Origin of the sequence: Bacillus sp. AFS040349 (genome assembly GCF_002577655.1) — a bacterium.
Taxonomy (GTDB): Bacteria; Bacillota; Bacilli; order Bacillales; family Bacillaceae; genus Metabacillus.
In genome coordinates this window covers 14556-40515 of the sequence record NZ_NUMC01000045.1, presented here as the reverse complement: position 1 = coordinate 40515, position 25960 = coordinate 14556, and the positions used below count along the sequence as shown (strand labels likewise).

Genomic DNA, 25960 nt, shown 5'->3' with positions numbered 1-25960 from the left:
AAACAGGGGTTATCAACATGCGAATTGGTTATGGCATAGGTAATGGTACATTTGGAGAGCTAGTACAGGGAGTATACAACAAGCAGCCCTTTTTAATTACAATGCCGATTCCGGTACTAACGAGCAAAGCCGTATTTATTCCAAATGAAACAAAAACCATTATTGGTCATTCCTACTATTCAAAAGCTGTTTTGGCCTGTAATAAGTTAATTTCCTTGTTTAATAGAAATGTCGGAGGAACGATATATCTTGCTTCAAACATTCCTAGAGGAAAAGGGATGGCAAGTAGTTCAGCAGATCTTGTTGCTGCGATGAAAGCAGTCGCAGAAGGGTGTTTCATTGATGTAAATAATGAAATTCTCTCTACGATCGCAACAGAAATTGAACCAACTGACGGAGTGATGTATGAGAATGTTGTGGCTTATAACTACAAAAACGGTAGCCTAATGGAATCGTTCGGAAACTTACCTCCATTTGATTTAATTGGAATTGATATTGGTGGGTATATCGACACGATTCAATTCAATCAACAGCGTAAAACCTACTCACGACATGATCTGAAAGCTTTTCATCATGCCTTCCATTTAATAAAAACAGGAATTCAATCTCAGAATTTAAGCTCCATTTGTCAGGCAACAACAATAAGCGCAAAGATAAATGAAAAAATTCTCCCTAAAAAGTACTTTGATGAAATGGAAAAACTAGCAGCTTCCTGCCAAGGTGGTGTCGTTGTTGCACACAGCGGGACAATGATTGGTATCCTGTTTGATCACGATCATCCAAACAGAAACGATTGTTTGCTTCGATTTAAAAAGCTCGTTGACCATACTAAAGCAGTTCCATTCTATTACAGTCATAAGAAGCTTGCTGTAAGGGACAAAAATCTCCATTTTAATGTGAGGTGATTCAATTATGTTTTCTAAAGAAGAAAAAGAGGCTATTTATAAGGTAATTGAAACAAGAAGAGATGTTCGCAGCTTTAATAAAGGTGCTGTTCCAATGGATGCTGTTGCTCGAATATTAGAAGCCGCCCACCATGCACCTTCTGTTGGTTTTATGCAGCCATGGAATTTTATCTTAGTGGAATCAGATGAAATCAAGCAGAAATTAGCTTGGGCAGCAGATAAGGAAAGACGAGCGCTCGCTATTCATTATGAAGAAGATGAGCGGGCCTCCAAATTTCTTTCTCTTAAAATTGAAGGATTAAAAGAAGCTCCATTAACAATTTGTGTAACATGTGATCCAACAAGAGGTGGCTCACATGTTTTAGGTCGTAACTCGATTCCTGAAACAGATATGATGTCAACAGCATGTGCGATTCAAAATATGTGGCTGGCTTCTTGTGTGGAAGGATTAGCAATGGGCTGGGTTAGCTTTTATAAAAAAGCTGATGTGCGCGATATATTAAGTATTCCACCACATATTGATCCGGTTGCATTGATTTCGATTGGCTATACAGACGATTATCCGAAGGCACCAATTTTAGAATCGGCAAAATGGGAAAAAAGACGATCGCTAGAAAAACTAATATATAAAGAAACATGGGGTAGTAGTTCGTAAAATATTCAAAGCAGGTGCTTTACTCGTTACTTGAAAAGTAAAGCTTAAATGGTAACCAAGACCTTTGGTTGAGCCAGCCTGTTTAGTTTTAATAGATGCAAATGATGGACAACCATTCATTTTTTCTGTAGGAGGAAATTGGAATGAAAAGAAACTATAATTGGGCACTTTTAATAGCTGTCTTAGGATTAACAAGTTATTTTTGGGTAAATTCATACAAAAGTGCCTATGCAATGCATATAATGGAAGGATTTTTACCAATTGGATGGGCTGTTTTTTGGTGGGCACTTACACTGCCGTTTATCATTTTTGGCTTAAAAAGTATTCAAAAAAATGTGAGTGAACATCCTGAATTGAAAACAATGCTAGGTGTTTCCGGGGCATTCGCCTTTGTTTTATCAGCCCTAAAGATTCCGTCCGTAACGGGCAGTTGTTCTCACCCAACTGGAGTTGGTTTAGGTAGTATTTTATTTGGACCAACAGCAATGAGTGTGATCGGTACGATTGTGTTGCTATTTCAATCATTATTATTAGCACATGGTGGGTTAACAACATTAGGAGCAAACGCATTTTCGATGGCAGTTGTTGGGCCATTTATCGCATATGGTATCTATAAATTAGGAAGAAAAATGAAGCTGTCCTTTGCTGTATCTGTTTTTCTTGCTGCAATGCTAGGTGATTTAGGTACATACATTGTCACATCTGTTCAATTGTCACTAGCGTTTCCTGCCGAGGTGGGTGGATTTTTCGCTTCTTTTATTAAGTTTGCTGGTATTTTTGGTATTACACAAATTCCACTAGCAATAAGTGAAGGGTTATTAACAGTTATCGTGATGAATTTGTTAATAAAATACAATATGACTGAATTAACGCACTTACCTACTGTTAAGGAGGCAAGCTAAAGATGAAAAACTTATTGTTATTTTTACTTGTTATTTTATTAGCTATTTTCCCTTTGTTTTTACAAAAAGATGCGGAGTTTGGCGGAGCAGATGGCCAAGCAGAAGAAATGATTGGGGAATTGGCTCCATCGTATGAGCCTTGGTTTTCATCGATTTGGGAACCTCCAAGTGGTGAAATTGAAAGCTTGCTTTTCTCTTTACAAGCAGCAGCAGGTGCTATTTTTATCGGTTATGTGATCGGCTTTGGACGAGCTAGAAAAAAATACTCGTCAAAAGAATAAAGGAGCTTGAATGTTAAAAATTGATCAGTACGCCTATATAAATGGTCTGAAACACGTTCACCCAGCTGAGAAAGTAGCGTTTGCGTTTGTTTTTTTGCTTTTTACGATTATCACGAAAAATAAAAGCATAGCCTGTCTCACATTCTTTATCATGAGCATCAGTGTTGTTCTTGCAGCTAAAATACCGTTATCTCAATATATAAAGCTTTTATTATTACCATCTATATTTTTGCTAACAAGTATGATGACGATTGTGATTTCAGTTACTCCAATAAGCAGTATGGCAGATCCGCTTTGGCAAATAGAAATAGGATCTTGGTCGATCTATACTAGTTTAGCGAATTTGAAACAAGCCTTTGATCTTGGTACAACCGTGATAGCTAGTATAAGCTGCTTATACTTTCTTATTCTAACTACCTCCATCAACCAGATTCTGTGGGTATTAAAACAATTAAGGCTTCCAATCTTATTCATTGAACTAGTTGGAATGACGTACAGATTTATCTTCGTGCTTTTAGATAAAACGCATGAAATTTTTCTTGCGCAGTCAAGTAGGCTAGGCTATCAAAATCATAAGGACTGGATCACATCAGTAGCACAATTAATTGTTAGTCTTTTCATAAAATCCTCTCAATCTGCAAAAGAATTGCAAACAGCGATTGAAAGTCGTGGTGGTGAAGAGGGATTATATGATATTGAAATAGGAATAGCTATTAACCGGTCTCGATGTGCCGGGATTTTGGTGGTAGTGGTGGGGCTTCTCACCTTTTCCATTTTAACAAGATAAATCTTAGTTCGCAGAAATGAGGTGCCCTATGCTATTACCACTCGTTACATTAGAACATGTTTCATATCAATATGGGGACGGAACTATGGCTTTAAACGATATCACCTTTTCAATTGAGCAAGGTAAGAAAATTGCTTTAATAGGAAATAACGGGGCAGGTAAATCCACTCTATTTCTACTCCTCAATGGTATTATTAAGCCTTCAAAAGGTTTCATTACCTATAAAGGGAAAAAAATCAACTATAATCGAAAAGAAATCAAACAACTTCGTCAACGTGTAGGCATTGTCTTTCAAAATCCTGATTCCCAGCTTTTTTCATCAAGTGTATATGAAGACATTATGTTTGGTCCGAAAAATTTAGGATTACCACTTGATCTTGTAAAGCAAAAGGTGCAAGAAGTGATGCTACTAACAGAAACAGAATCATTAAAAGACAAACCACCACATTTTCTCAGCATTGGTCAAAAGAAGCGAGTTTCAATTGCTGGTGTGATAGCAATGGAGCCAGAGCTTATGATCTTAGATGAACCAACAGCTGGACTGGATCCTTATTACTCCAGAAAGATTATGGAATTACTTGGAACCCTCCATAACCGGGATCGAACAATTATCCTGTCTACACATAATGTAGATCTTGCTTATGAATGGGCGGATGAGGTCATTGTGTTACATGATGGGGAGATTCTTTCTCAAGGAGAACCAAATGATGTGTTTCAACAAATTAACGTTCTTCAGAAAAGTCACTTAGAAAAGCCATGGATGATGGAGGTTTATGAAAAACTGATTGAATCAACTGGTTTAACATCATCAACATATCCTTCAACTAAAACAGAATTATTTGACTTGATGAGTAAATTGTTAGCTGATAAAACCCCCTCCAAATAAAGAGGGGGTACATTTATTTCTTTCCGAAAACAAATAAAATGCCATGAAAGATTAAAACAAATGAGAAAAATAAAACAGTAAGTTCGCCTAAAAAGATAACCAAATGACTAAGTGGAGTTAAAGGTTCACTTAAAGGTACATTAATTAAAGCAAAACCTGCAATTATACATGCTAAAAATAAAAAAGGATGTCGATCAAACACCTAAAGCACTCCTTTTTGTTATTTGTATATAAAAAGATATAATCATTCATTACTTTTCTATATCATATTTTTAATCTTGCAGATTGTTCATAAATATTTTGGGGTGAAGTCATATTCCGAGAATGAATATTAAGTAACAATTTTTGTCATTAGTGCATGGTTTTTATTAAACCTTTTAACGCAATATAATAACTTTAAAAAAAGAGCTGCATAACAGCTTTTTTTATTTTTTCGAAGTAATGATATTGTACTTCGTTATAGTTTTTAAAATATTTTGTAACTAATCTCCACATGAATAGTCTCTTTTCAGTTGGTTATAAATAATCAGATAGAAACCACTTTCTGACTTAAAAAGAGGTGTTTTACTTGTTTGGTTTTTTAAGGAGAAAAGCTCAGTTCCAACAGCAGGAATACTTTAAAGAAAAGAAGGATACTGGTGGCCCTAAGCCGGAATTGGTTTCAGATATGGAGAAAAACATCAAACAAATTCAAGATTTGATGGATTCTCCAAACGATTTAATCGTTAGAAGGTTATCATTCGGGAACAAAGGGCTTTGTCTCATTTACTTTGATGGTCTTGCTGACAAAGAAACGATCAATCATTATATTATTAGTACTATACAATCCGAGCTTAAAGAAGATAAGATTGATCACTATTCAACTGAGAAGCTACTAGAAAAATTTGAAAACGAGATAGTAGCTATTCCTGAAGTAAAGATAACAAACACGCTAGATGATGTGAGTTTAGCGATTCTTTCAGGTGATACGGCTTTAATGATTGATTCAGAAGATAAAGTTTTGCTGATCGGAACAAAAGGTTGGGAAAGCCGTAGCATTTCAGAGCCTGTTACAGAAGCATTAGTACGTGGACCAAGAGATGGGTTTACAGAAAATATTCAAACAAATATTGTTCATTTAAGAAGAAGGATAAAAGATCCTAATTTACATTTTGAATCATTTAAAGTAGGAAGACGTTCTAAAAAGGACCTTATTATTTCGTATGTAGCAGGAATTGTTCATCCTAAAATCGTGAAAGAAATAAGAAGGCGTGTTCAATCAATTGATATGGATGATGTTCTTGAATCCGGTTATGTTGAACAATGGATTGAGGATGATTTTTTATCTCCCTTTCCTCAAATTCAAAATACGGAAAGACCTGATAAAGTTGCCGCTGCAATTCTACAAGGAAAGGTGGCTATTTTTTTAGATGGAACACCATTTGTCCTTATAGCGCCAATAACGTTTGCGGAAACCCTTCAATCACCAGAGGATTATTATGAACGCTGGTATATTGGCTCATTAATAAGAGGATTAAGATATTTATGTGCGTTTATTGCTTTATTTTTACCAAGCTTATACGTTGCTTTAGTTTCATTCCACCCCGGAATGATTCCATCAAAACTTGCCTTTTCCATTTCTTCAACTAGAGATGGAGTGCCATTTCCGTCTTTGATAGAGGCACTTTTTATGGAAATAACAATGGAAATCTTACGTGAGGCTGGTATCCGGCTTCCAAAGCCAATTGGACAAACAGTAGGTATTGTTGGTGGTTTAGTTATTGGTGAAGCTGCCGTTAGTGCCGGTATTGTAAGCCCGATTATGGTAATTGTGGTAGCAGTTACAGCTATCTCTACCTTTGCCATTCCATTTTATTCCTTTGCTATTACAATTAGGATGCTTCGCTTTTTCTTCTTAATTGTAGCTGGCTTTTTTGGGTTCTATGGGATCATTTTGGCTTATATCATGATCAACATCCATATGGCTAACTTAAAATCAGTGGGTGTCCCATATACAACACCTTTTGCACCAACATTCTACAGTGATTGGAAAGATCTCGTGTTTCGGGCACCTCTTACTTTTTTCCAGAAACGACAACATTATTTGGAACCAGAAGACGAGAGTCGTATGAAAAAGGAGGAAGGCCAATGAAAACAGTAGAATATGCTGACCAAGAAATAGAAGGGAAGGAATTGGCTTTTATCATTTCCTCAATGATGATTGGAATTGGAGTCCTGACCTTGCCTCGTCTCGTAGCAACTCACACAAAAGGATTGGACGGTACGATTTCTATCATATTAAGTGGAAGTTTCTTTCTATTTTTCGGGTGGCTCTTGGCTAAAAGTATTTCAAAGTTTCCAAAAAAAACGTTTTTTGAGTATACATCGGATATGATGTCGAAACCGGTTGCGTTGGGATTAACCTCTATACTGGCACTCGCATTTCTATTTACTTGTTCATTAGAAACAAGAGTGATTGCCAATATTTCAAAGCTTTATATGTTTGATCAAACACCAATTGACGCTATAGCACTCACATTTCTGTTAGTTGTCGTTTATTGTGTATCAGGCTCAAGAATTGCTTTATTAAGACTTAATTTAATGTTTTTACCAATCGTACTTGCGGTCACATTGATTGTGCAGCTTTCGAATATTTCATTGTTTAAGTTAGCTAATATTCAACCAGCTTTTACAACTTCATTCAATGGGTATTGGCAAGGTGCACAAGAAACGACTTTTTCTTTTGTTGGATACACCGTTATCCTTGTCTATATTTCCCTTTTAAAGTCACCAAAAGACGCACCAAAAATGACGATGGTTGGAATAGGAATTCCGATTCTACTTTATCTGGTGATCTATGCTATTGCAATAGGGGTTTTTGGAAACTTAGCTACATCTGAAATCATCTATCCGACAATAGAGATTGCTAAGGAGATTGAAGCACCTGGAGGATTTATTGAAAGATTTGAGTCCATTTTTTTTACTGTTTGGATTATGACAGTATTTAACACCTGTTCAATGGCTTTTGATATTAGCATACATTTGCTACATTCTATTACAAAGTTAAAAAGGAAAACGATTATTCTTATCCTATCACCGCTAATTTATTTTATTGCGGTAACACCGGAGAATGCATATCAAATTCAGCTGCTAGGAAAAATACTTGCTGGTATTGGCTTTTTCTATGGAGTTATTTTCCAGTTTTATTTTTTTTCCTAACAAAAATAAGAAAGGTTATTCAACATGCATAAATGTAAGATACTTATCGTTTTCCTTATTTTATTCCTTTGTAGTGGATGTTGGGATGCAATTGAGATAGAGCAGCGTGGTTTTGTTATTGGTGCAGGAATCGATTTAGATGAAGAAAATAGCAAAATGCCTCTCAAATTAACTCAACAATTTGTCGTTCCATCTGCAATAGGTATGAATGCAGATAGTGATCCTGCTTTTCAAAATATTGTTTCATCAGGAAATACCATGTTTGAAACAGTTAGACGAGTGGCTGCTAGAACAAGTCGATCTCCTTTCTATGAGCACATTAAGCTCATTGTTTTTTCGGAACAGGTAGCAAAATCAGATTATTTTCCTGATGTTCTGGACTATTTTCTCCGGTATCCAGAAATGCGAAGAGGGACTCAAGTGATGATTACACCAGAGAATGCGCTAGATATTCTTGAAGTGAGACCTGCTAATGAAAAGTTACCAACCATGTATATTCAATCCATTTCAAAAAACAATTATAAAAATGCAAGAATGATCCCACCAACAAGAATTGGTGATTTACATGAAAAATTACTTGATCGTGAAAGCTTCATGGTACAGATGATTCAAAAAATAAATGAAGAAGAAGTAAAGATACTAGGTCATGCTGTATTCAACGGAAGTTCAGATAAACTGGTTGGTTTTATTGGGGAAGAAGCTACGGAAGGTGTAAATTTTATAACAGGGGAGATAGAAGGCGGACTTTTAGAAGCAAAAGTAGATGATGAGGTTGTTGTTTATGAAATGGAAGAAGTTCAATCTGATATAACGCCTACATTTAATAGCCCCGATGATATTACCTTTAAGGTAAATATTAAAACATCAGGTTCAATTCCAGAAACTTATAAAACGTTTGATTTATTAAATGATGAGGAATTAGACCATACAGAACAAGCAATCGAAAAAAGAATAGATGAATTTACTGATATAGCCATTAAAAAAGTTCAACAAGAACTGCAAACTGATATTTTTAAATTCGGGGAAACTTTGAGTGTAAAGTATCCGGATGAATGGGAGAAAATGAAGGATAAATGGGATTATGGAGAAAATTGTTTTAAAGAAGCCAAAATTGATGTGACTGTTAACTCAGTAATTAGTAAAAGTGGAGCAATAAATCGATCAACATTACAATGATGGAGGTAAAATGGGAGATTTTTTTCAGCTTTTAATACCCACTGTCAGTGAATTGTTTTGCATGTTTTTAGCGTTTTTTATACCTTTTGTTCTTTATCGGATCAGCGGAAAGCTTTATGAGGTTGGCAATCCAAATTGGAAGAATAAAGAAGAAAATGAATAAGGGTGAAAACCTTGTAAAAGTATTTTTTACAAGGTTTTCTTTGTTGAATTAGTTTCTGAGGGTTCTTCTAATGAAGCTATTTAAGTCATTATATTTTTCATCTTTGGTTTTTCATTATATGATGGAAATGAGATAGGAGGCAAAACGAATGGTTAAAGAAATTTATCTTAACAACAAGTTACTTAAAATAACTAGTTACAATGAAGAAATAACACAAAATTTACTTAGCGTTTCTATCGAATTTTTCGTAACTAGTGAAGAATATCATGAAATCACAACAATACTTTATGAAAACAATTTTCTTGTGAAAGTTCCTGAGAAAGAGCATTCTTTTCAGGCAATCATAACTAACTATTCAACTTCATTAACAAATCTTTATGAAAAAGGGCAAGTTGCGACTTTTTCATTACGTTTACTTGAGGTAAAGGGGTAATGATGAAGTTAAGCATATTAGATCAATCACCTATTTCATCAAATCAAACTGCGCAAGAGGCGTTAAACGAATCATTAAAGCTCGCGCAAGTTGGGGAAGAATTAGGGTATACACGTTATTGGATTGCTGAGCATCATGATTTACCAGGGCTTGCTTGTTCAGTACCAGAAGTGATGTTAAGTTACATTGGGGCAGGCACAAGCAAAATAAAAATTGGTTCGGGAGCTGTTTTATTACCTTATTACAGACCATATAAAGTGGCTGAAACCTACAACATGCTATCAACATTGTTTCCAAATCGAATAGATATCGGTATAGGACGAGCACCAGGTGGTCCAGCCGAAGCAACAAATGCATTATCTGATACCTTTTTAAAGCAAGTGTGGGACATGCCGAAAGCTGTTGAAGAACTTCTTCATTTTATTCAACGAGATTTTCCTCAAGATCATCCCTATTCTAAAATCTCTGCCGCTCCAGTCCCAGACATTGCTCCTGAAGTGTGGCTTCTTGGTACAAGTAAGAAAAGTGCCTTACTAGCTGCAGAAAATGGACTGAGTTACGCATTTGGGCAATTCATGAGTGAGAATGACGGGAAAGAAATGATTACACAATATCTAGATGCGTTTAAATCAAAGGAATCAGAAAAACATCCCTATGTCATCTTAACTGTATCAGTGATTTGTGCGGAAACAACTGAGCGAGCTGAAGATATCGCCCTAAGTTCATTCATATGGGGAATACAGCAAGGAAAAGGTGAAGGCCAACAGGGAATACCCTCTATTGAGGAAGCGAAAAAATATAAACTAACCGAAAATGAAAAACAGTCTCTTGAAAAGAGAAAGCAAAAATCAATTATCGGGAATCCTATAACCGTTAAACAACAACTAGCTGAATTAAAAAAGTATTATCATGCAGATGAAATCATGATTGTGACGATCACTCATTCCCCAGAAGATCGTTTACAATCATACCGTTTAATCGCTAATAGCTAATTTAACTTTTTTGGAAAAGTGCGTTTCAATAAGCGTGCTTTTTTTGTTTTGGTAGAAACTTTTTTTAACTAAATACAGTCTTATCTTTGAGGAATATTTTATATAAAATAGAAAAGACTGGGAACGATAAAAAAGAAAGCAGGTATTATATGGGGAAAAGATTATATTATTTAGATTATTTAAGAGTTATTTTAACAATCGTTGTTATTGTTCATCATACTGCGATTGCATATGGAGCAGGTGGGGATTGGATTTATAAAGTTGTTGATGATGATGAGTTAACAATTTCTATGATTGTATTAACCCTTTTCACAGCTGTGAATCAAGCTTATTTTATGGGGTTTTTCTTCTTCATTTCGGGTTATTTTACACCTGGTTCATATGACCGAAAAGGAGCTTCCTCTTTTTTAAAGGAACGCTTTATGCGTCTTGGCATTCCATTGCTTTTTTATGTGTTTATATTAGGTCCTGTTATTACCTATTATACTCATTTCCATGAAACGATGTCTCTATCAACCTACTATATGAAAGAAGTATTTACCTTCCACACGATACATTTTGGACCACTATGGTTCGTGGAAACTCTCATTTATTTTACTATTTTATATGTTATTATTCGTAAGTTAATGAAGCAAAAGACTGTGTTGAAAATACATCCACCAACGTCATTACGTTTATTCGTTACAGCTATCCTGCTAGGGATAACAGCATTTCTTGTTAGACTAGTTTATCCTGTTGGTGAGAGTTTTTTAGGATTACAATTTGGTTATTTCCCTTCCTATATTTTGTTGTTTATTGTGGGGATTATCGCTAAGCGCCATAACTGGTTAGAGTTAATAAATAAGAAAGTTGTGAAAAGATGGCAGTTGATCTCTATTATAACGATTCCAGTGTTACCAATTGCTTTAATTGCAAGTGGTGCTTTGGATGGTGGTCTAGAGTTTGAAGGCGGTATTAATGTTCAAGCGCTTGTTTATGCATTGTGGGAACCTTTTGTTGCAATTGGTTTTATTTTAGGATTTCTAGCTTATTTTAAAGAACATGTTAACAAACCAAGTTCTTTTAAAAATAACTTAGCACAAGCAGCATATACCGTTTATATTATTCATCCAGCAATCATTGTTGGACTGAGTTTATTATTTCATGGAATCTTTTATCCAATGATTGAATGGATCATTGTGAGCTGTTTAGCCATCATTCTTTGCTTTTTTATTAGTAGCCTTATTATTAAAATTCCCGGTATGAAAAAGATTTTATAGGGCATTCTTTGTGAATAATAGTTAAGATCTAGTCAAATCTATAAATATGATCATAAAAAAGGAGTTTATAATATGAAGGAATTTGAAATTGAGCATATGGTTATTGATGATGGATTTGACGGAGAAGAATGTGTAACAGCTGATTTTACACATAGCAATAAAGAATACAGTATTACTTTTAAGAAATCAGACCTTGAACTAATCAATGCATGGGTATTTGAAAATGAAACATCATTACCGGCAAACTTATCAGATAATTTGATTGAATCATTGAGAGATGAGGTAAGAAAACAAATATAGTTGGGTTCAGTAGAATTAGCGGGCTTCGTAAATGGTCATTATTTTTTGATTTCAGCTGCTATATTATCGGTTTATACCTTATATTGGATCTAACGAATGGTTTTATCCTACTTATCAATGCCAAAGCATACGCATCTCTTATTTGCGTATGCTATTTTTACGTTTTAACTAAAAAATGATACATAAATGGGAGAAATTACAATATTTAGCGCTAATACAATGAGTTTTTACCTAATTCTGGATCTAACGAATGGTTTTATCCTACTTATCAATGCCAAAGCATACGCATCTCTTATTTGCGTATGCATTTTTTACTTTGTAACTAAAAAAGAATGCACAAATGGAAACTATTACAAAATTAAGACGCTATTACTATAATTTTCACCTAATTCTGGATCTAGCGAATGATTTTACCCTTCTTACCTTTACCAAGGCATACGCATTCCATTTTCGAATGCTAATTTCACTTGATAACAAAAAAACGATACCGTGAAATTTTGATAACATTAAGTTTAAACAGAAAACAACCTGCATTTAGCCATATATTTATAAAAAATTGCAATAGAAAAGCACATCTATTCTTAAATAAAATGCTAATTTAATTAGAACTATTAATTTTATACAAAATATGATCTTTCATCTTTGGCTCTACATCTTTAAAGAGACCTGTTTTTTCTTCTTCATAAGCTACGTTTATTAACCACTTAGTAAAGGGCGCAACATTCATTGTTTCAATTTCATCTAAACTGTAAAAGCCTGCTTCATCGGATTCAATTCCATCAGGAGTTGGGGTTCCTTCTATATAGTCCATTGCAAATGCTATATATATATTATGAATTTGACGGGGAAGATCCCGAATTGCAACGATTCTGTTTGCCTTTGCTTTTATTCCAGCTTCTTCTTCAACTTCCCGCTCAACTGTTTCTTCAATAGATTCTAGCTGCTCAATATACCCACCAGGATTTGTCCAATATCCTTTCCCAGGGTCATGGGCTCGTTTGACAAGCAGAAACTTCCCGTCTTTCATAACTAATCCACCAACGCCAATGCTGTAATTCCCCCAAAACACATAATCACAGCTTATACATGCTTTTCTTTCAACTCCATCGATCGAACGCATCTCCAGAGGTGACCCACATTTCATACAATAGTTGACTGACACTGTAACCATCCTTATCTAAAATTAGAATCTTATTGAAATATTCTACATTGGATGATGTACTTCCTTTTATAAAAAGGCAAAAAAGGAGCAGGTATTTAAAACCTAGCTCCTTTCGAATTTTATGCGACTTGTTTCTTCTGGGCTTCTTTCACCTTCTTTATATCTAAGCGAAGAAGAAGGGAAACGATAAAGGCAAGAAGAATGAGAGCTGAAAAAACATAGAACACAGGAATATAGCTATTTGTTGTTTCTCTTATACCTGAAACAAGCATAGGTCCGAATACACCACCTAATGACCATGTTGTTAATAAGTATCCATGAATGGCACCAAGTTGTTTTGTTCCAAATAAGTCACCAATAAAGGCAGGCAGGTTAGAGAAGCCGCCTCCATAACAACTAACAACTAACAATATTAAAGCTTGAAATATTAACGCATTTGTAATTGTAGGAAGGAGGGTAAAAGCAACAATCTGAATGACAAAGAAAATGACGAAAACAATAGGTCGACCTAAGAAGTCGGATGCAGCAGCCCAACCAAGTCTGCCTCCACCGTTAAAGATTCCCATAATTCCTACCATCGCCGCTGCTGCTCCTGCTGAAAGGCCGACTACTTCCTGCGCCATTGGTGAGGCGACAGAAATCATCATAATGCCCGCACTTGTGTTAATTAACATCATAATCCAAAGCATCCAAAAGCGTTTCGTTTTAACCGCTTCTTTCGCGGTTAATTGTTGAAGATCTTCTTTTATTTCTTTTTTACCTGACGCAACATCTTTTCTCATTCCTTCAGGCATCCAGCCTTCAGGAGGTGGAGCGATGTAAGAAGCACCAATTACCATTAAAACAAAATAACAAACACCGAGTACATAAAATGTAGAAGGGATACCTATTGATACAATAAGATCTGCAGCTACAGGAGCTGTGATTAAAGCGCCAGAACCAAACCCAAGTACAGCCATTCCTGTAGCTAAACCTCTTCGATCTGGAAACCATTTTACTAAGGTAGAAACAGGAGAGATATAGCCAATACCTAAGCCTAAGCCGCTAGCAACTCCATAAGTTAATAAGAAAAGTGGTAAAGATTCATTGCTCACGGCAAATCCTGAACCAATTTGTCCTAAACCAAATAACACGGCTGCAACGATCGCGGATTTACGTGGACCATTTTTTTCTACAAAACTACCAAATAAAGCAGCAGAGGATCCAGCAAGTGCCATCATAATTGTAAAGGCAATAGCAGCTTCAGTTGCTGACCAGCCTAATGTTTCGCTTAACGGATTTTTATAGACACTATAAGCATAAGCTGCTCCAATAGAAATATGAATAGCGATAGCAGAGAGGGCGATTAACCATCTATTTTTTGTTGTCTTCATGTACATTTCTCCTTTACGAGTAAGATAGTTGCGGCGAAAACATAAAAACATAGATGTGAAAACAAAGGTAAGGAGCTCGACATAAACGTCGAATTTTGTAAGCGATTACAATTTCAGCTATCAAAAGAATTAAGAAATAAAACAGGGTACTAATGATTCCTTTCAACTATCATAACAAAATTTTTCTATTCTTCCAATCTTTAGATAGGTTATCACCTATTATACAATATTATGAAAATATTTAAACTGTTATAACACAAAAAAATATTCGGAATTTGTCACTTCCTGCGCTTGCCTAGGAAATAAAAATGTGTATTCTGATAAATCAGAATACACATTTTATCTTTCTAAACCTCACAAGACTCATCTGTGCAAGTAGCACCATTATCATCATTCATACGAATAAATGGCCCATCTTGCTCATTAATTTGATTGATTGCACTAATAAAGGTTTCTGTTGGTTGTGCACCGCTAATAGCATATTTTCGGTTAATCAGGAAAAAAGGAACACCTTGAATTCCTAGTTCTTGTGCCTCTTGTTCATCACTACGTACAGCATCAGTCATTTCATCGCTATCGAGTAATTTTGTTACTTTTTCACGATTCAATCCAACTTCAACTGCTAAATCCGTCAAAGTAGTATGATCACCAATATGCTTAGATTCTGTAAAGAAAGCATGTAGAATTCTCTCAGACATTTCATTCATAAAACCCTGTGTTTTTGCGTACATCGTTAAACGATGTGCATCAAATGTATTTGTTAACTTCATCGTATCAAAATTATAATCTAATCCAGACTCCTTTGCCATTTCTTCCATGTTTTTGCAGTTAAGCTTTGCTTGCTCAAGGCTCATTCCATATTTTTTTGCTAGTTTTTCATAAATACTATCAGAAATGTCTCGTTCTGCAGTAGGATCTAGTTCAAAACAGCGATAAACGACTTCAGCCTTATGTTCGACCTGTTTTAATGCTTCTTCCAGTCGTCTTTTCCCAATATAGCAAAACGGACATGCATAATCTGTCCACATTTCAATCAACATGTGAAATCCCTCCAGTTGTATTCGTTTTTAGTATACTAATTCAATCTTTAAATAAAAAATAAAATGCTTCAGCTGTTGAGGATGTTTTTAGAATTACCCAACTCTACGAAAAACATGGTAAACTGTAAGTCGAATTTATTTTACTCTCTAGGAAGGAGCCGGACATATGAAGGCAAAAATAACTCATCAATTAATTAAGGATATGTGTGGCGTTACGTCCTTCAAGAGGGGTAATGCATTTTTTCTTGCAAATAAAGTGAAAATTGAGGATTATGACGAGCATACATGTCAGGCTATTGTCGAAGGAACAGAAAATTTCAATGTTACAATCTCAGAAATGGACAAGGGAGGCATTCAATCAACATGCTCTTGCCCAAAGCTAGCTTCATTCGATAAAGACTGTCAGCATATCGCTGCGGTTTTATTATACCTTTACGATCAACAGAGAAACGGAAATTCATTACAAAAACCTGATGATACGATGACAAAAGATTTATTTTCTCTTTTTAGCCATCAGCCGATCCGTTCAAGCAGTCATCAGCGACATTTTGAAAATAGACAGGTCATCGAAGCGGAATTTATATGTAAGCCTGTTACAGACGAAAATGGAGTAAACTTGCTCGGTATTGAAGTGAAATTAAACTCATTTTCAGTAGAAAATCTCTTTGGATTTTTAGAACATTTACAAGCAGGAAAATCAATTCAACTAGCAAATTCCTTTCTATTTGATGCAACTTATCATTGTTTTCAACAAGAAGATGATGAAGTTTTTCAACAAATGATTGGAGTTATGTTAGATAAAAAAGCTGATAAAACAATCGTATCACAATCAAGTATGTTGCTTATTCCACCCACTTCATGGGAAAAAATGCTAACGTCGTTACTAGCAGCACCTCAAGTCAAGTTATTGTATAAAGAGACGATGTTTAATAGGATAAATGTAACGAAAGAATCGCTTCCTTTACAATTCAACTTTGATAAAACTAGCGGTTATGAGTTAGGTATTAAAGGTCTTGATAAGATTGTGATTTTTCATTCCTATCAAACCGTTTTATATAATGGTAAGTTCATTCAATTAGACAATGACGATTTTAAGCGTTTATTCGAGCTAAATCAAATGTTGAAGAAAACACGAACTTCTTCCATACTGATTCAACACGAACAGGTTGGTTTTTTTCTAGAAAAAGTAGTACCTGGTTTAAAAAGACTAGGGAAAGTGAATATAGCCGAAGCCATTAGCCGTCAATTAGTCAAAACCCCATTAATAGCCAAGCTTTATTTGGATCGAATTAAAAACCGTTTATTAGCAGGCCTTGAGTTTCACTATGAAAATATGATGATAAATCCTTTAGAAGGCCGGGAGCTTCCGAAAGAATCCATTCTTTTGAGAGATATAGAGAAAGAAGAGGAAATCCTAGGTTTAATGGAAGAAAGCTCTTTCTCCAAAACTGATGGAGGCTATTATTTGCATAACGAAGAGCTAGAATATGATTTTCTCTATTATCAAATGCCTAAGCTACAAAAGCTTTGTCAAACTTATGCAACAACAGCTGTTAGGATGCGGATTTTTAGAGAAAATGTAAAGCCGCAGATTCGAATTAAAGTAAAAAAGGAACGAACAAACTGGCTTGAATTTAAGTTCGAAATGGACTTCATCGCTGAAAAAGAAATAAAAGAGGTTTTAGTAGCTCTAGAGGAAAAACGAAAGTACTACAGGTTACGTGATGGCTCATTACTTTCATTAGAAACGAAAGAGTTTGAGGAAATTCAACGTTTTCTTCATACTCCTCTCGTACAGGATAAAGATTTGTCTAATGGATTAGATCTACCTATTGAAAAAAGTCTTCAGCTTCTTGATGTTGTCGAGGGCAGCGAGTCTTTTTATGTAGAAGAGTCATTTAGACAGTTTCTTAATACAATCCGTCACCCTGGCAGTCTAGACTTTCCAATTCCAGATACCTTAGATTTTATTTTAAAAGATTATCAAAAGATCGGTTTTAAATGGATGAAAACTCTTGCTACTTTCGGATTTGGTGGCATTTTAGCAGATGATATGGGGCTAGGCAAAACATTGCAAAGCATCACGTTTATTCTTTCAGAGCTTCAAACCATTCGTCAGGAAAAACGTCCGGTGCTAATTGTTTGTCCTTCCTCACTAACCTATAATTGGTTAAGCGAATTTATAAAATTCACACCAAGTATTAAGACGCTTATTATGGATGGTGCAAAATCAGAACGTACTAAACGGCAAAATGAGGCATGTGATACAGATGTGATCATTACATCTTATCCACTATTACGTAAGGATATTAAATGGTATGAAAAACAATCATTTCATTCGATCTTTTTCGATGAAGCTCAAGCCTTTAAAAATCCATTAACTCAAACTGCCCGGGCCGTTAAAAAGTTGCAGGCGAATCATCGGTTTGCATTAACAGGAACTCCCGTCGAAAATTCACTAGAAGAGCTGTGGTCGATTTTTCACGTTGTGTTTCCTGAATTATTTCTAGGGTTAAAAGAATATAGTCAGCTTTCGAAAGCAACAATTTCTCGGCGAATTCAGCCATTTCTGCTTAGAAGAATGAAAGAAGACGTGTTATCGGAGTTTCCTGAAAAAGTAGAGTTAACGGATTCAGTTGATTTACTTCCTGAACAGAAGAAGCTCTACGCAGCCTATTTAGCGAAACTAAGACATGATACACTTAAACATCTTGATAAAGAAACAATGAGGAAAAATCGAATTAGAATATTAGCTGGTTTAACTCGTTTACGCCAAATTTGCTGTCACCCTCGTTTATTTGTTGATGGCTATAAGGGGAGTTCAGCTAAGTTCGAGCAGCTTATGCAAATTATTGAGGAATCCAAACTTTCTGGTAGAAGGGTATTAATTTTTTCTCAATTCACTAGAATGCTTGATCTGATTGGTAAAGAACTAACAATAAGAGGATTACCATACTTTTACCTTGATGGACAAACTCCCTCTGAAGATAGAGTGGAGATCTGCAACCGTTATAATGACGGTGAACGAGATTATTTTCTTATTTCATTAAAAGCAGGAGGAACAGGCTTAAATTTAATGAGTGCTGACACTGTTATTTTGTATGATACATGGTGGAATCCAGCAGTTGAGGAGCAAGCTGCTGACCGTGCCCACCGAATCGGCCAAAAAAACTCCGTCCAAGTCATTAAGCTCATAGCAAAAGGAACAATCGAAGAAAAAATCAATGAACTACAAGACAAAAAACGCGACCTGGTTGAAGAAATCATTAAATCTGACGGTCAGAAGGGAACGATGCTGACGGAGGAGGATATCAGGGAGATATTGATGTTGTGAGGGGGCTGTGTTTTTTGGTGCCTGTCACTACCCGATATTTGTCAAGATTTGTCGATGTGAAAAATCCGCACTGACCAAAAAAGGGCTGTCCATCTCAAGCGGCCTTTTTTTGCTTGCTTAATATTCCTTAAATTGGTTTACTCTTTTCGTCCTTCTATCAATTATACTAATATATAAGATTATGTTAGTAAGGAGGGTACGCTACAAAAGCATCATCATGAAAAAACGTCTAAGAAAATTCTTTCTATCATTTGTAGTGTTCCTTCTATTATATTGTATAGCAATTATAGGAGCTGTTGAGTATTGGAGTCATACAGAAGCAGGGAAGGTACCTGTAAAAACAGCGGTTCTTCTTCATGCGGTTGATCAAAGACTAGTCACATCAGATATGAAAGCACCTAAAATCTTCTCAAGCTCTGGAAGTCCAAGCTATACTCGTACAACAACATCCATCCCTATGACAGATGGGGAGGAGATTCCGATAAGAATCTACCAACCTAAAAAAGAAGGACCTCATCCCATTATTATTTACTACCATGGCGGTGCTTTTTTAGAAGGGTACGGAAATATTAACACACACGATAATATTGTCCGTGCTCTCGCTGCGAAAACACAAAACGTTGTTATTTCAGTCGGATACAGATTAGCCCCAGCTCATCCTTTCCCAACCGCCACGGAGGATAGTTATGAAGCATTACTATGGGCTGTTAAACACGCAAGCTCTTTTAACGGAGATCCTAGTAAAATTGCAGTTGCAGGTGACAGTGCTGGAGGAAATCTAGCAACTGTTGTGACGATGATGGCACGTGATCGAAATGGTCCATCTATTACCTCACAAGCCCTTTTTTATCCGTTAACCACATTTCAAGATGTTACTTTTTCATCAAGAAGTTTATATGATAGCGGCTACTATTTAATTTCAAGGAGTGTAATGGAAAAGGCGCGGAAAAACTATACACCAGAGGAAAAGATGTGGTCCAACCCATACACATCACCTCTTGATGCTCAAAATCTTCATGCTCTTCCTCCTGCGTTAATTATTACAGCCGAATTTGATCCGCTTAGAGATGAAGGAGAAGCGTACGGGAAAGTGTTAGCAGAAAGTGGAACACCAGTCAATGCTGTTAGGTATAATGGTGTGATGCATGGATTTGTTTCTTTTTACGAGGTTATGAATCGCGGGAAAGATGCGCTCAATGAAGCGTCAGCTTATTTAACGGAATCGTTTCAGCAGCAACCTGAGTATCAAGCGTACCAGCTAGATATCTATGACAACCAACCAGCATTAGAAAGCTTACAGGACAGAGGAGAGGCCTATGCAATCGGAGGATATTTACTCGGAAAACAGGCTATTTCCAAGATTTCTTCCTGGTAAGAAAAAATGACACACCGTTAAAAGTGTGTCATTTTTATTAGATTTCAAAATCAACGACAATAAGTTCAGTTAAACCAATCTCCTTTAGAAACGCAACAGCTTCCTGATGCTTTTCATGTGGTCCATATTGTTCAAGAGCTTGCTTATCCTCAAAACGTACAGTTAAACCTAATTCAAACCCCTGACTTCTGTCTGAAAAATTTATCCCAGCTTGAATATCAACAATCCCGCTAATCTCATTCTTAAGCGATGTTAATTTTTGAATCGCTTCATTTTGTTGTTCAACTGTTGTTGAATCATTAAATTTGAAGATAACGATATGTTCTACCATGATAACTCCTCCAAGAACTATTCTTTTTTCGTACGAATATATTATTGCACAATTTGAAAGATATGGACAAATAATATACAAGAGAAGAAAGAACATTTCATTATATTTATAAAGGAATAATTGGAAAAACATAGAAATGAATATATAGTAACATATTAAACTAGTCAAAGCGAAAGACTGGAGGGTGATACGATGTATACGTTATCACTTAGGGTTCAAAAAAAGAATGGATTACATATCCGCCTTGCTGCTACATTTATTATTACTCTACAATCACTTTTAAAGGATAAAGAAGCAATTAAAAACAGCTATGTGATTTATAAGGATAAAAAAGTTCAAGCGAACAATCTACTTTCCTTAGTTTCTTTAAAAATTGAGCAAGGTGAAGAGTTTTCGTTGACATTTCCCAATGAAATACCATCACGTGTAGCAAAACAAATCGTTGAGCTGTTTGAGGAAAAGGATGTTGAGAATATAAAAGAAATTGAAGCTGATCTTATCATGATGGAAAACTCTTATATTCTTCAAGAAGCCTTCACAAAGCTTCCAAATGGGGTGGTTGTAGTTGATCGTGACAATGTGATTACATATGTAAATGATGCTGCTGTAAAACTACTCGAAAAAACTCCAAATGAGCTCTATAACCATAAGGCTAATGTTGTTATTCCTCAATCAAGATTACATGCCATCATGAAAACTGGTCAACCAGAATTCGCACAAAAGCAAAAAATAAATCATTATACGATACTGACCAACCGTTCGCCTCTTATTTTTCAGGATAAAGTCATTGGTGCTGTGGCCGTTTTTCAGGATATTTCGAACTTAGAAAAAATAACAAAAGAACTAAATGAAGTTCAGGAGTTACAGCAAAGACTAGATCTTGTCTTACAATCCGTTTCAGATTTAATTGCCCTAACAAATGAAAAAGGGGAATTTATCTTTATTAACGATGAAATGCATTCAATGCTGATCAAGAATAAAAAAATGAAAAAAATTCAATCGATTATCGGTGACAACCTTTGGAAGTCACATCAAAAATGCCCTGAACCTTTTATGAAAATTATCCAAGTGAATCAACAATTAACATATATTACAAAAATAAACCCAATTATATTTGATGAAATCTTTCGCGGTACAGTTGTTACATTAAGCCCATTGGATGAAATAAAGATTCTCTTACAAAAACTAGAGCTAATGGAGGAAAGAACGAAGTATTTAGAGAGAGAATTATCTAAACATCAAAAACTGAATTCTGCATTTAATAAAATCATTGGAAATAGTGAGGTTCTACTAGAATCCTTATCTATGGCTAATAAGGTTTCAAAAACAGATTCAACTGTGCTGATAACAGGTGAAAGCGGTACAGGAAAAGAACTTGTTGCAAGAGCCATCCATGAAACAAGTGATCGTAGTGAGCGATCATATATCCGGGTCAATTGCTCTGCCATTTCACCGAATTTAATAGAAAGTGAGCTTTTTGGCCATGAAAAAGGTGCTTTTACAGGTGCTTACAAGGTACATCGAGGAAAATTTGAACTAGCTGATAACGGAACTATTTTTCTCGATGAAATAGGTGACTTAAACTTGGATTTACAAGTAAAGCTGTTAAGAGTTCTGCAAGAAAAGGAAGTCGACCGTGTAGGTGGCTTTGAGCCGGTTACAATCAATGTTAGGGTTATTGCCGCTACGAACAGAGACCTAGCGAAAATGATAGAAGAAGGGAAATTCCGTGAAGATTTATATTATCGATTAAATGTTATTCCCATTCATTTACCACCGCTACGATCAAGAAAAGAGGACATCCCTCTCTTAATTGAGCATTTTCGTGAACATTTTAATCAACACTTGGGAAAAAATATCAACGGATTTGAACATGGTTTAATTGAGATATTATCGAACTATCATTGGCCAGGAAACATTCGCGAACTCGAAAACATCATTGAAAGGCTTTTTAATCTAACAGATGATTATTCCTTGAAAATTAGAGATTTGCCTCATTATATTTATAAAGAAGAGAGATCTTCAGCTTCTCAAAAACTAGACCTTTTACCAGTAAGTAACATTCTTACTCTCGAGGAATATGAAAGGCAAATATTCACTCATGCATGTCAATATTACCCTAGCTATAATCAGCTTTCTCATGCATTAGGAATTACACACAAAACAGCAGCAAAAAAAATAAGGAAATATGGTTTAGAGCACTTACTTGGTAAAAAATATCAAAATACTTGATACTTTTTACCAATTTCCCCCTATAAACATTTTAAAACGCTTATTTGTAAGCGTTTTATTTATTGGCATGGAACTTGCAATTAGGTTAACTGAGAATCAATAAAGGAGGAATACACGTGAAAAAATTAATTAATGATGCCAATACAGTTGTTCAAGAAATGCTGGAGGGGATGGTTGCTGCACATCCTAATAAACTTAAGTTAATACAGGATACTACAGTCCTTGTAAGAGCAGACGCTCCTGTTGAAGGAAAAGTAGGCTTAGTAAGCGGAGGTGGAAGTGGACATGAACCTTCACATGCAGGTTACGTAGGAGTTGGAATGCTTGATGCTGCAGTTTCTGGTGAAGTATTTACTTCTCCAACACCTGATCAAGTTTTTGAAGCGATTAAAGCTGTTGATAGCGGTTCTGGAGTGTTATTGATTATTAAAAACTATACAGGTGATGTAATGAACTTTGAAATGGCTGCTGAATTAGCAGAGGCAGAGGGAATAAACGTTGCAAAAGTTGTAGTGAATGATGATGTTGCTGTTGAAAACAGTACATATACAACAGGGAGACGTGGTATTGCTGGTACTGTTCTTGTTCATAAGATCGCAGGTGCTGCCGCAGAGAGAGGTGCAACGCTAGAAGAGGTAGAGGCTATTGCAAATAAAGTGATTCATAACGTTCGATCAATGGGTATGGCCTTAACGCCCTGCACCATCCCGGCTGTTGGTAAGCCAGGCTTCTCTCTTTTAGAAAATGAAATTGAAATTGGGATGGGAATCCATGGTGAACCAGGTATTGAAAAAACCTCTATTCAAACAGCAAATACAATTGCTGAAACTCTTCTAACAAAAGTTCTGGATGATTTAGACATAAAACAAAATGATAAAGTAGCTGTTCTCATTAATGGTCTTGGTGCAACACCTTTGATGGAGCTTTATATTGTTAACAAAAAGGTAGCAAGTATCCTAGACGAACAACATGTGGAGATTTATGACACTTTTGTTGGCGAATTTATGACAGCATTAGAAATGGCTGGTTGTTCCATATCTGTTCTTAAACTTGATCAACAATTAATGGAGTTACTTGATACTCATGCAGATACATTGGCTTTTAAACGCTAAGTATAGGTAATGATTAACTGAGAAAGGACGTAATAACATGGAATTCGATGTACCAAAAGCAAAGCACTGGATTAAAATTTTAAACTCAAAAATACAAGATCAAAAACACGATTTAACTGATTTAGATTTAGCAATCGGTGACGGTGATCATGGGGTAAATATGGCAAGAGGCTTTCAAGAGGTTATGAATAAAATCGAAAATAAGGAATACCCGGACCTTTCTACTTTATTTAAAGAGATTGGGATGACAATTATCTCGAAAGTTGGTGGTGCTTCTGGTCCTCTTTATGGAACAGCTTTTATAAAAGCCTCTCCTATTTTTCAAAATAAGGAGTCTATTACTATATCTGAATTAGCCCAAGCATTTAATGCTTCCTTGGAAGGACTAAAACTCAGAGGTCGTGCTCAAATAGGAGATAAAACAATGATTGACGTCTGGGAGCCTGTCGTTACATTTATGATCGAACAAGGAGATAGCTTACGCCCAAATGAACTTGCTCAGCTTGCAGAAAAAACGAAGGAAGGAACGATAAACTTAGAAGCAAAAAAAGGTCGTGCTGCTTATCTTGGTAAACGATCTATTGGACATATTGATCCAGGTGCTGCGTCCTCCTGCTATCTATTTGAAGCATTAGCGAACGTATTAGAAGGAGAAGATTGTGATGAGTAAAGTAAGTTTATTATTAATCTCGCATAGTTATCATCTCGTTACTGGATTAAGAGAATTGCTGCAGCAAGTTCAACCAGACGTTTCTATTGCAATTTCTGGGGGAGCTGATGGAGGAATTGGAACAAATGCGTTTGATATTAAGGAAGCAATAGAGTCTATCTATACTGAAAAAGGAATTGTGATTCTCTTTGATTTAGGAAGTGCTTTAATAAACGCAGAACTAGCGTTAGAGTTGCTCGATAAAAATCAATCTAAGATTCGGCTAGCTGACGCACCGCTCGTTGAAGGAGGATTCGCAGCAGTTGTAGAGGCCGGTATTGGAGGCTCTCTTCAGGAGGTGCTTGAAGCAGCAGAGGGGGCAAAACAATTGCAAAAAATCACAAGATAAGAAAGGGTCAGGAGTGAGCGCAAGATATGATTGAAAAAGAAATAAAAATAAAAATTGAAAATGGTCTTCATGCAAGGCCCTCGGCAGAATTAATAAAATTAATGAATCCTTTTAAAAGCACTGTTTATTTCAACATAGATACAAAGAAGGTAAATGCCAAAAGCATTTTGAGTCTTATGGGCGTATCTATCCAAAATAATCAATCAATTCTTGTAATGATAGATGGCGATGACGAAGAGGAAGCATTACTAGCTCTTGAAGCATTTTTAACTGATGAAAAAAGCTAGAATTGTAGCTGTTATGTTCATAAGAAATATCTAACAAACATTTTTCTTTGAAATATAACAATAAGGATGTTGGATATGACATTAGACAATCAAATCATTTTGCCTGCTTTACGAAACATGAAGGATTTTGAGAAATTATTAGATAGTCCCTATGAATATATTGTCTTGCTTGATCTGCACATTGGAAATTTGAAGAACATAACGACAAAGGCTAAACAACATAAGAAAAAGGTCCTTCTACATGCTGACTTAATACATGGCTTAAAAGCGGACGATTATGGCATTGACTACCTATGTCATCAAGTTCAACCTGAAGGGATTATTTCAACAAGAGCAAACGTAATTTCAAAAGCTAAAGAAAAAGGTTTACTTGCTATTCAACGTCTATTTTTATTGGATAGTAGTGCACTAAATAAAGGCTGTGCTTTAATTGAAAAAACAAAACCAGATTATATTGAACTATTACCTGGGATTATCCCTGAGATTATACAAGAAGTTCATTTAAAAGTGAAAATACCCATTTTTGCTGGAGGATTTATCCGAACAACACAAGATGTAGAAAGCGCACTTCATGCTGGTGTAAAAGCAGTAACAACATCAAATAAACAACTATGGAATCACTTTTCTCCAATAGATGGAAGAAATTGAAAATAATACAAATAGTTGTTGACAGCGCTTTCAAAATCGATTAACTTATAATTAAGTTTATATCTTGTGAC

27 protein-coding genes are annotated in these 25960 nt (G+C 35.6%); 22 read left to right on the top strand and 5 right to left on the bottom strand.

Translation table 11 applies throughout. The features are described 5' to 3' along the window. Nucleotides 1–17 precede the first annotated feature (17 nt). The 6 genes from COD11_RS10830 to COD11_RS10805 all read left to right on the top strand — a co-directional run bounded on the left by COD11_RS10830 (nucleotide 18) and on the right by COD11_RS10805 (nucleotide 4416). A complete protein-coding gene (locus COD11_RS10830) occupies nucleotides 18–905 on the top strand; it encodes a GHMP family kinase ATP-binding protein (protein ID WP_098796939.1) in 888 nt (295 codons plus the stop codon). Nucleotides 906–912: 7 nt separating this feature from the next. After that, nucleotides 913–1560: a 5,6-dimethylbenzimidazole synthase gene (gene bluB / locus COD11_RS10825; protein ID WP_098796938.1), complete on the top strand. Its 648-nt coding sequence runs from the start codon at nucleotides 913–915 to the stop codon at nucleotides 1558–1560. A gap of 143 nt (nucleotides 1561–1703) precedes the next feature. After that, nucleotides 1704–2462: an energy-coupling factor ABC transporter permease gene (locus COD11_RS10820; RefSeq protein ID WP_098796937.1), complete on the top strand. Its 759-nt coding sequence runs from the start codon at nucleotides 1704–1706 to the stop codon at nucleotides 2460–2462. A 2-nt stretch (nucleotides 2463–2464) separates the two neighbouring features. Then, nucleotides 2465–2743 (top strand): energy-coupling factor ABC transporter substrate-binding protein, encoded by a 279-nt coding sequence (locus COD11_RS10815; protein WP_098796936.1) that lies wholly within the window; start codon nucleotides 2465–2467, stop codon nucleotides 2741–2743. Between the two features lie 10 nt (nucleotides 2744–2753). Next, entirely contained in the window at nucleotides 2754–3530 is a 777-nt protein-coding gene (cbiQ, locus tag COD11_RS10810) for a cobalt ECF transporter T component CbiQ (RefSeq protein WP_098796935.1), read from the top strand. Nucleotides 3531–3558: 28 nt separating this feature from the next. Next, entirely contained in the window at nucleotides 3559–4416 is an 858-nt protein-coding gene (locus COD11_RS10805; RefSeq protein WP_098796934.1) for an energy-coupling factor ABC transporter ATP-binding protein, read from the top strand. 13 nt (nucleotides 4417–4429) lie between these two features. On the opposite strand, the gene COD11_RS10800 is transcribed toward COD11_RS10805, so the two are convergent. Then, nucleotides 4430–4618 carry a hypothetical protein gene (locus tag COD11_RS10800; protein ID WP_098796933.1) on the bottom strand — a complete coding sequence of 63 codons (189 nt, stop codon included), beginning with the start codon at nucleotides 4616–4618 and terminating at the stop codon, nucleotides 4430–4432. Nucleotides 4619–4975: 357 nt separating this feature from the next. Between COD11_RS10800 and COD11_RS10795 the strand changes: the two genes are divergently transcribed. The 8 genes from COD11_RS10795 (at nucleotide 4976) to COD11_RS10765 (ending at nucleotide 11937) form a co-directional block, all read left to right on the top strand. Further along, nucleotides 4976–6547 (top strand): spore germination protein, encoded by a 1572-nt coding sequence (locus COD11_RS10795; protein WP_442920023.1) that lies wholly within the window; start codon nucleotides 4976–4978, stop codon nucleotides 6545–6547. Further along, entirely contained in the window at nucleotides 6544–7614 is a 1071-nt protein-coding gene (locus COD11_RS10790) for a GerAB/ArcD/ProY family transporter (protein ID WP_098796932.1), read from the top strand. Before COD11_RS10795 ends, COD11_RS10790 begins: the two co-directional genes overlap by 4 nt. A gap of 24 nt (nucleotides 7615–7638) precedes the next feature. Next, a complete protein-coding gene (locus tag COD11_RS10785; protein WP_098796931.1) occupies nucleotides 7639–8790 on the top strand; it encodes a Ger(x)C family spore germination protein in 1152 nt (383 codons plus the stop codon). Between the two features lie 10 nt (nucleotides 8791–8800). Next, complete coding sequence (locus tag COD11_RS26810) at nucleotides 8801–8953, top strand: hypothetical protein (RefSeq protein ID WP_176551043.1); 153 nt, start codon at nucleotides 8801–8803, stop codon at nucleotides 8951–8953. A 148-nt stretch (nucleotides 8954–9101) separates the two neighbouring features. Then, nucleotides 9102–9386, top strand: coding sequence for a DUF3219 family protein (locus tag COD11_RS10780; RefSeq protein WP_098796930.1), 285 nt, complete (start codon nucleotides 9102–9104; stop codon nucleotides 9384–9386). Between the two features lie 2 nt (nucleotides 9387–9388). Then, on the top strand, nucleotides 9389–10378 hold the full coding sequence (locus COD11_RS10775) for an LLM class flavin-dependent oxidoreductase (RefSeq protein ID WP_098796929.1): 990 nt from the start codon (nucleotides 9389–9391) through the stop codon (nucleotides 10376–10378). Between the two features lie 149 nt (nucleotides 10379–10527). Continuing rightward, nucleotides 10528–11637 (top strand): acyltransferase family protein, encoded by a 1110-nt coding sequence (locus COD11_RS10770; RefSeq protein ID WP_098796928.1) that lies wholly within the window; start codon nucleotides 10528–10530, stop codon nucleotides 11635–11637. A 72-nt stretch (nucleotides 11638–11709) separates the two neighbouring features. After that, nucleotides 11710–11937: a hypothetical protein gene (locus tag COD11_RS10765; RefSeq protein ID WP_098796927.1), complete on the top strand. Its 228-nt coding sequence runs from the start codon at nucleotides 11710–11712 to the stop codon at nucleotides 11935–11937. A 598-nt stretch (nucleotides 11938–12535) separates the two neighbouring features. Here COD11_RS10765 and COD11_RS10760 read toward each other — a convergent pair. The 3 genes from COD11_RS10760 to COD11_RS10750 form a co-directional block, all read right to left on the bottom strand. Beyond that, nucleotides 12536–13108, bottom strand: a complete 573-nt coding sequence (locus tag COD11_RS10760; protein WP_331275799.1) for an NUDIX domain-containing protein — start codon at nucleotides 13106–13108, stop codon at nucleotides 12536–12538. Between the two features lie 110 nt (nucleotides 13109–13218). Further along, nucleotides 13219–14472: an L-lactate MFS transporter gene (locus COD11_RS10755; protein ID WP_098796925.1), complete on the bottom strand. Its 1254-nt coding sequence runs from the start codon at nucleotides 14470–14472 to the stop codon at nucleotides 13219–13221. Between the two features lie 347 nt (nucleotides 14473–14819). Beyond that, nucleotides 14820–15512, bottom strand: a complete 693-nt coding sequence (locus tag COD11_RS10750; protein WP_098796924.1) for a DsbA family oxidoreductase — start codon at nucleotides 15510–15512, stop codon at nucleotides 14820–14822. Between the two features lie 166 nt (nucleotides 15513–15678). Here COD11_RS10750 and COD11_RS10745 point away from each other — a divergent pair, with 166 nt between their 5' ends. Continuing rightward, nucleotides 15679–18846, top strand: a complete 3168-nt coding sequence (locus COD11_RS10745; RefSeq protein ID WP_098796923.1) for a DEAD/DEAH box helicase — start codon at nucleotides 15679–15681, stop codon at nucleotides 18844–18846. Between the two features lie 217 nt (nucleotides 18847–19063). Further along, entirely contained in the window at nucleotides 19064–20221 is a 1158-nt protein-coding gene (locus tag COD11_RS10740) for an alpha/beta hydrolase (RefSeq protein WP_098796922.1), read from the top strand. Between the two features lie 37 nt (nucleotides 20222–20258). Here the strand turns inward: COD11_RS10740 and COD11_RS10735 are convergent, their stop codons facing one another. Further along, nucleotides 20259–20552 carry a Dabb family protein gene (locus tag COD11_RS10735; protein ID WP_098796921.1) on the bottom strand — a complete coding sequence of 98 codons (294 nt, stop codon included), beginning with the start codon at nucleotides 20550–20552 and terminating at the stop codon, nucleotides 20259–20261. 192 nt (nucleotides 20553–20744) lie between these two features. On the opposite strand from COD11_RS10735, the gene COD11_RS10730 reads away from it, so the two are divergent. The 6 genes from COD11_RS10730 (at nucleotide 20745) to COD11_RS10705 (ending at nucleotide 25889) form a co-directional block, all read left to right on the top strand. Next, on the top strand, nucleotides 20745–22784 hold the full coding sequence (locus tag COD11_RS10730) for a sigma 54-interacting transcriptional regulator (protein ID WP_098796920.1): 2040 nt from the start codon (nucleotides 20745–20747) through the stop codon (nucleotides 22782–22784). A gap of 116 nt (nucleotides 22785–22900) precedes the next feature. Continuing rightward, nucleotides 22901–23896 (top strand): dihydroxyacetone kinase subunit DhaK, encoded by a 996-nt coding sequence (gene dhaK / locus COD11_RS10725; protein WP_098796919.1) that lies wholly within the window; start codon nucleotides 22901–22903, stop codon nucleotides 23894–23896. 37 nt (nucleotides 23897–23933) lie between these two features. Continuing rightward, on the top strand, nucleotides 23934–24566 hold the full coding sequence (dhaL, locus tag COD11_RS10720; RefSeq protein ID WP_098796918.1) for a dihydroxyacetone kinase subunit DhaL: 633 nt from the start codon (nucleotides 23934–23936) through the stop codon (nucleotides 24564–24566). After that, nucleotides 24559–24954: a dihydroxyacetone kinase phosphoryl donor subunit DhaM gene (dhaM, locus tag COD11_RS10715; RefSeq protein ID WP_098796917.1), complete on the top strand. Its 396-nt coding sequence runs from the start codon at nucleotides 24559–24561 to the stop codon at nucleotides 24952–24954. Before dhaL ends, dhaM begins: the two co-directional genes overlap by 8 nt. A 26-nt stretch (nucleotides 24955–24980) precedes the next feature. After that, entirely contained in the window at nucleotides 24981–25241 is a 261-nt protein-coding gene (locus tag COD11_RS10710) for an HPr family phosphocarrier protein (RefSeq protein ID WP_098796916.1), read from the top strand. 75 nt (nucleotides 25242–25316) lie between these two features. Beyond that, the gene (locus COD11_RS10705; RefSeq protein ID WP_098796915.1) at nucleotides 25317–25889 is read left to right on the top strand and encodes a glycerol-3-phosphate responsive antiterminator; all 573 of its coding nucleotides are present in this window, start codon (nucleotides 25317–25319) and stop codon (nucleotides 25887–25889) included. Nucleotides 25890–25960: the final 71 nt, after the last annotated feature.

Coding starts and splice junctions, on each gene's coding strand:
- COD11_RS10830 (WP_098796939.1), top strand. CDS start 18: ATGCGAATTGGTTATGGCATAGGTAATGGTACATTTGGAGAGCTAGTA.
- bluB (WP_098796938.1), top strand. CDS start 913: ATGTTTTCTAAAGAAGAAAAAGAGGCTATTTATAAGGTAATTGAAACA.
- COD11_RS10820 (WP_098796937.1), top strand. CDS start 1,704: ATGAAAAGAAACTATAATTGGGCACTTTTAATAGCTGTCTTAGGATTA.
- COD11_RS10815 (WP_098796936.1), top strand. CDS start 2,465: ATGAAAAACTTATTGTTATTTTTACTTGTTATTTTATTAGCTATTTTC.
- cbiQ (WP_098796935.1), top strand. CDS start 2,754: ATGTTAAAAATTGATCAGTACGCCTATATAAATGGTCTGAAACACGTT.
- COD11_RS10805 (WP_098796934.1), top strand. CDS start 3,559: ATGCTATTACCACTCGTTACATTAGAACATGTTTCATATCAATATGGG.
- COD11_RS10790 (WP_098796932.1), top strand. CDS start 6,544: ATGAAAACAGTAGAATATGCTGACCAAGAAATAGAAGGGAAGGAATTG.
- COD11_RS10785 (WP_098796931.1), top strand. CDS start 7,639: ATGCATAAATGTAAGATACTTATCGTTTTCCTTATTTTATTCCTTTGT.
- COD11_RS26810 (WP_176551043.1), top strand. CDS start 8,801: ATGGGAGATTTTTTTCAGCTTTTAATACCCACTGTCAGTGAATTGTTT.
- COD11_RS10780 (WP_098796930.1), top strand. CDS start 9,102: ATGGTTAAAGAAATTTATCTTAACAACAAGTTACTTAAAATAACTAGT.
- COD11_RS10775 (WP_098796929.1), top strand. CDS start 9,389: ATGAAGTTAAGCATATTAGATCAATCACCTATTTCATCAAATCAAACT.
- COD11_RS10770 (WP_098796928.1), top strand. CDS start 10,528: ATGGGGAAAAGATTATATTATTTAGATTATTTAAGAGTTATTTTAACA.
- COD11_RS10765 (WP_098796927.1), top strand. CDS start 11,710: ATGAAGGAATTTGAAATTGAGCATATGGTTATTGATGATGGATTTGAC.
- COD11_RS10760 (WP_331275799.1), bottom strand. CDS start 13,108: ATGGTTACAGTGTCAGTCAACTATTGTATGAAATGTGGGTCACCTCTG.
- COD11_RS10755 (WP_098796925.1), bottom strand. CDS start 14,472: ATGAAGACAACAAAAAATAGATGGTTAATCGCCCTCTCTGCTATCGCT.
- COD11_RS10750 (WP_098796924.1), bottom strand. CDS start 15,512: ATGTTGATTGAAATGTGGACAGATTATGCATGTCCGTTTTGCTATATT.
- COD11_RS10745 (WP_098796923.1), top strand. CDS start 15,679: ATGAAGGCAAAAATAACTCATCAATTAATTAAGGATATGTGTGGCGTT.
- COD11_RS10740 (WP_098796922.1), top strand. CDS start 19,064: ATGAAAAAACGTCTAAGAAAATTCTTTCTATCATTTGTAGTGTTCCTT.
- COD11_RS10735 (WP_098796921.1), bottom strand. CDS start 20,552: ATGGTAGAACATATCGTTATCTTCAAATTTAATGATTCAACAACAGTT.
- COD11_RS10730 (WP_098796920.1), top strand. CDS start 20,745: ATGTATACGTTATCACTTAGGGTTCAAAAAAAGAATGGATTACATATC.
- dhaL (WP_098796918.1), top strand. CDS start 23,934: ATGGAATTCGATGTACCAAAAGCAAAGCACTGGATTAAAATTTTAAAC.
- dhaM (WP_098796917.1), top strand. CDS start 24,559: ATGAGTAAAGTAAGTTTATTATTAATCTCGCATAGTTATCATCTCGTT.
- COD11_RS10710 (WP_098796916.1), top strand. CDS start 24,981: ATGATTGAAAAAGAAATAAAAATAAAAATTGAAAATGGTCTTCATGCA.
- COD11_RS10705 (WP_098796915.1), top strand. CDS start 25,317: ATGACATTAGACAATCAAATCATTTTGCCTGCTTTACGAAACATGAAG.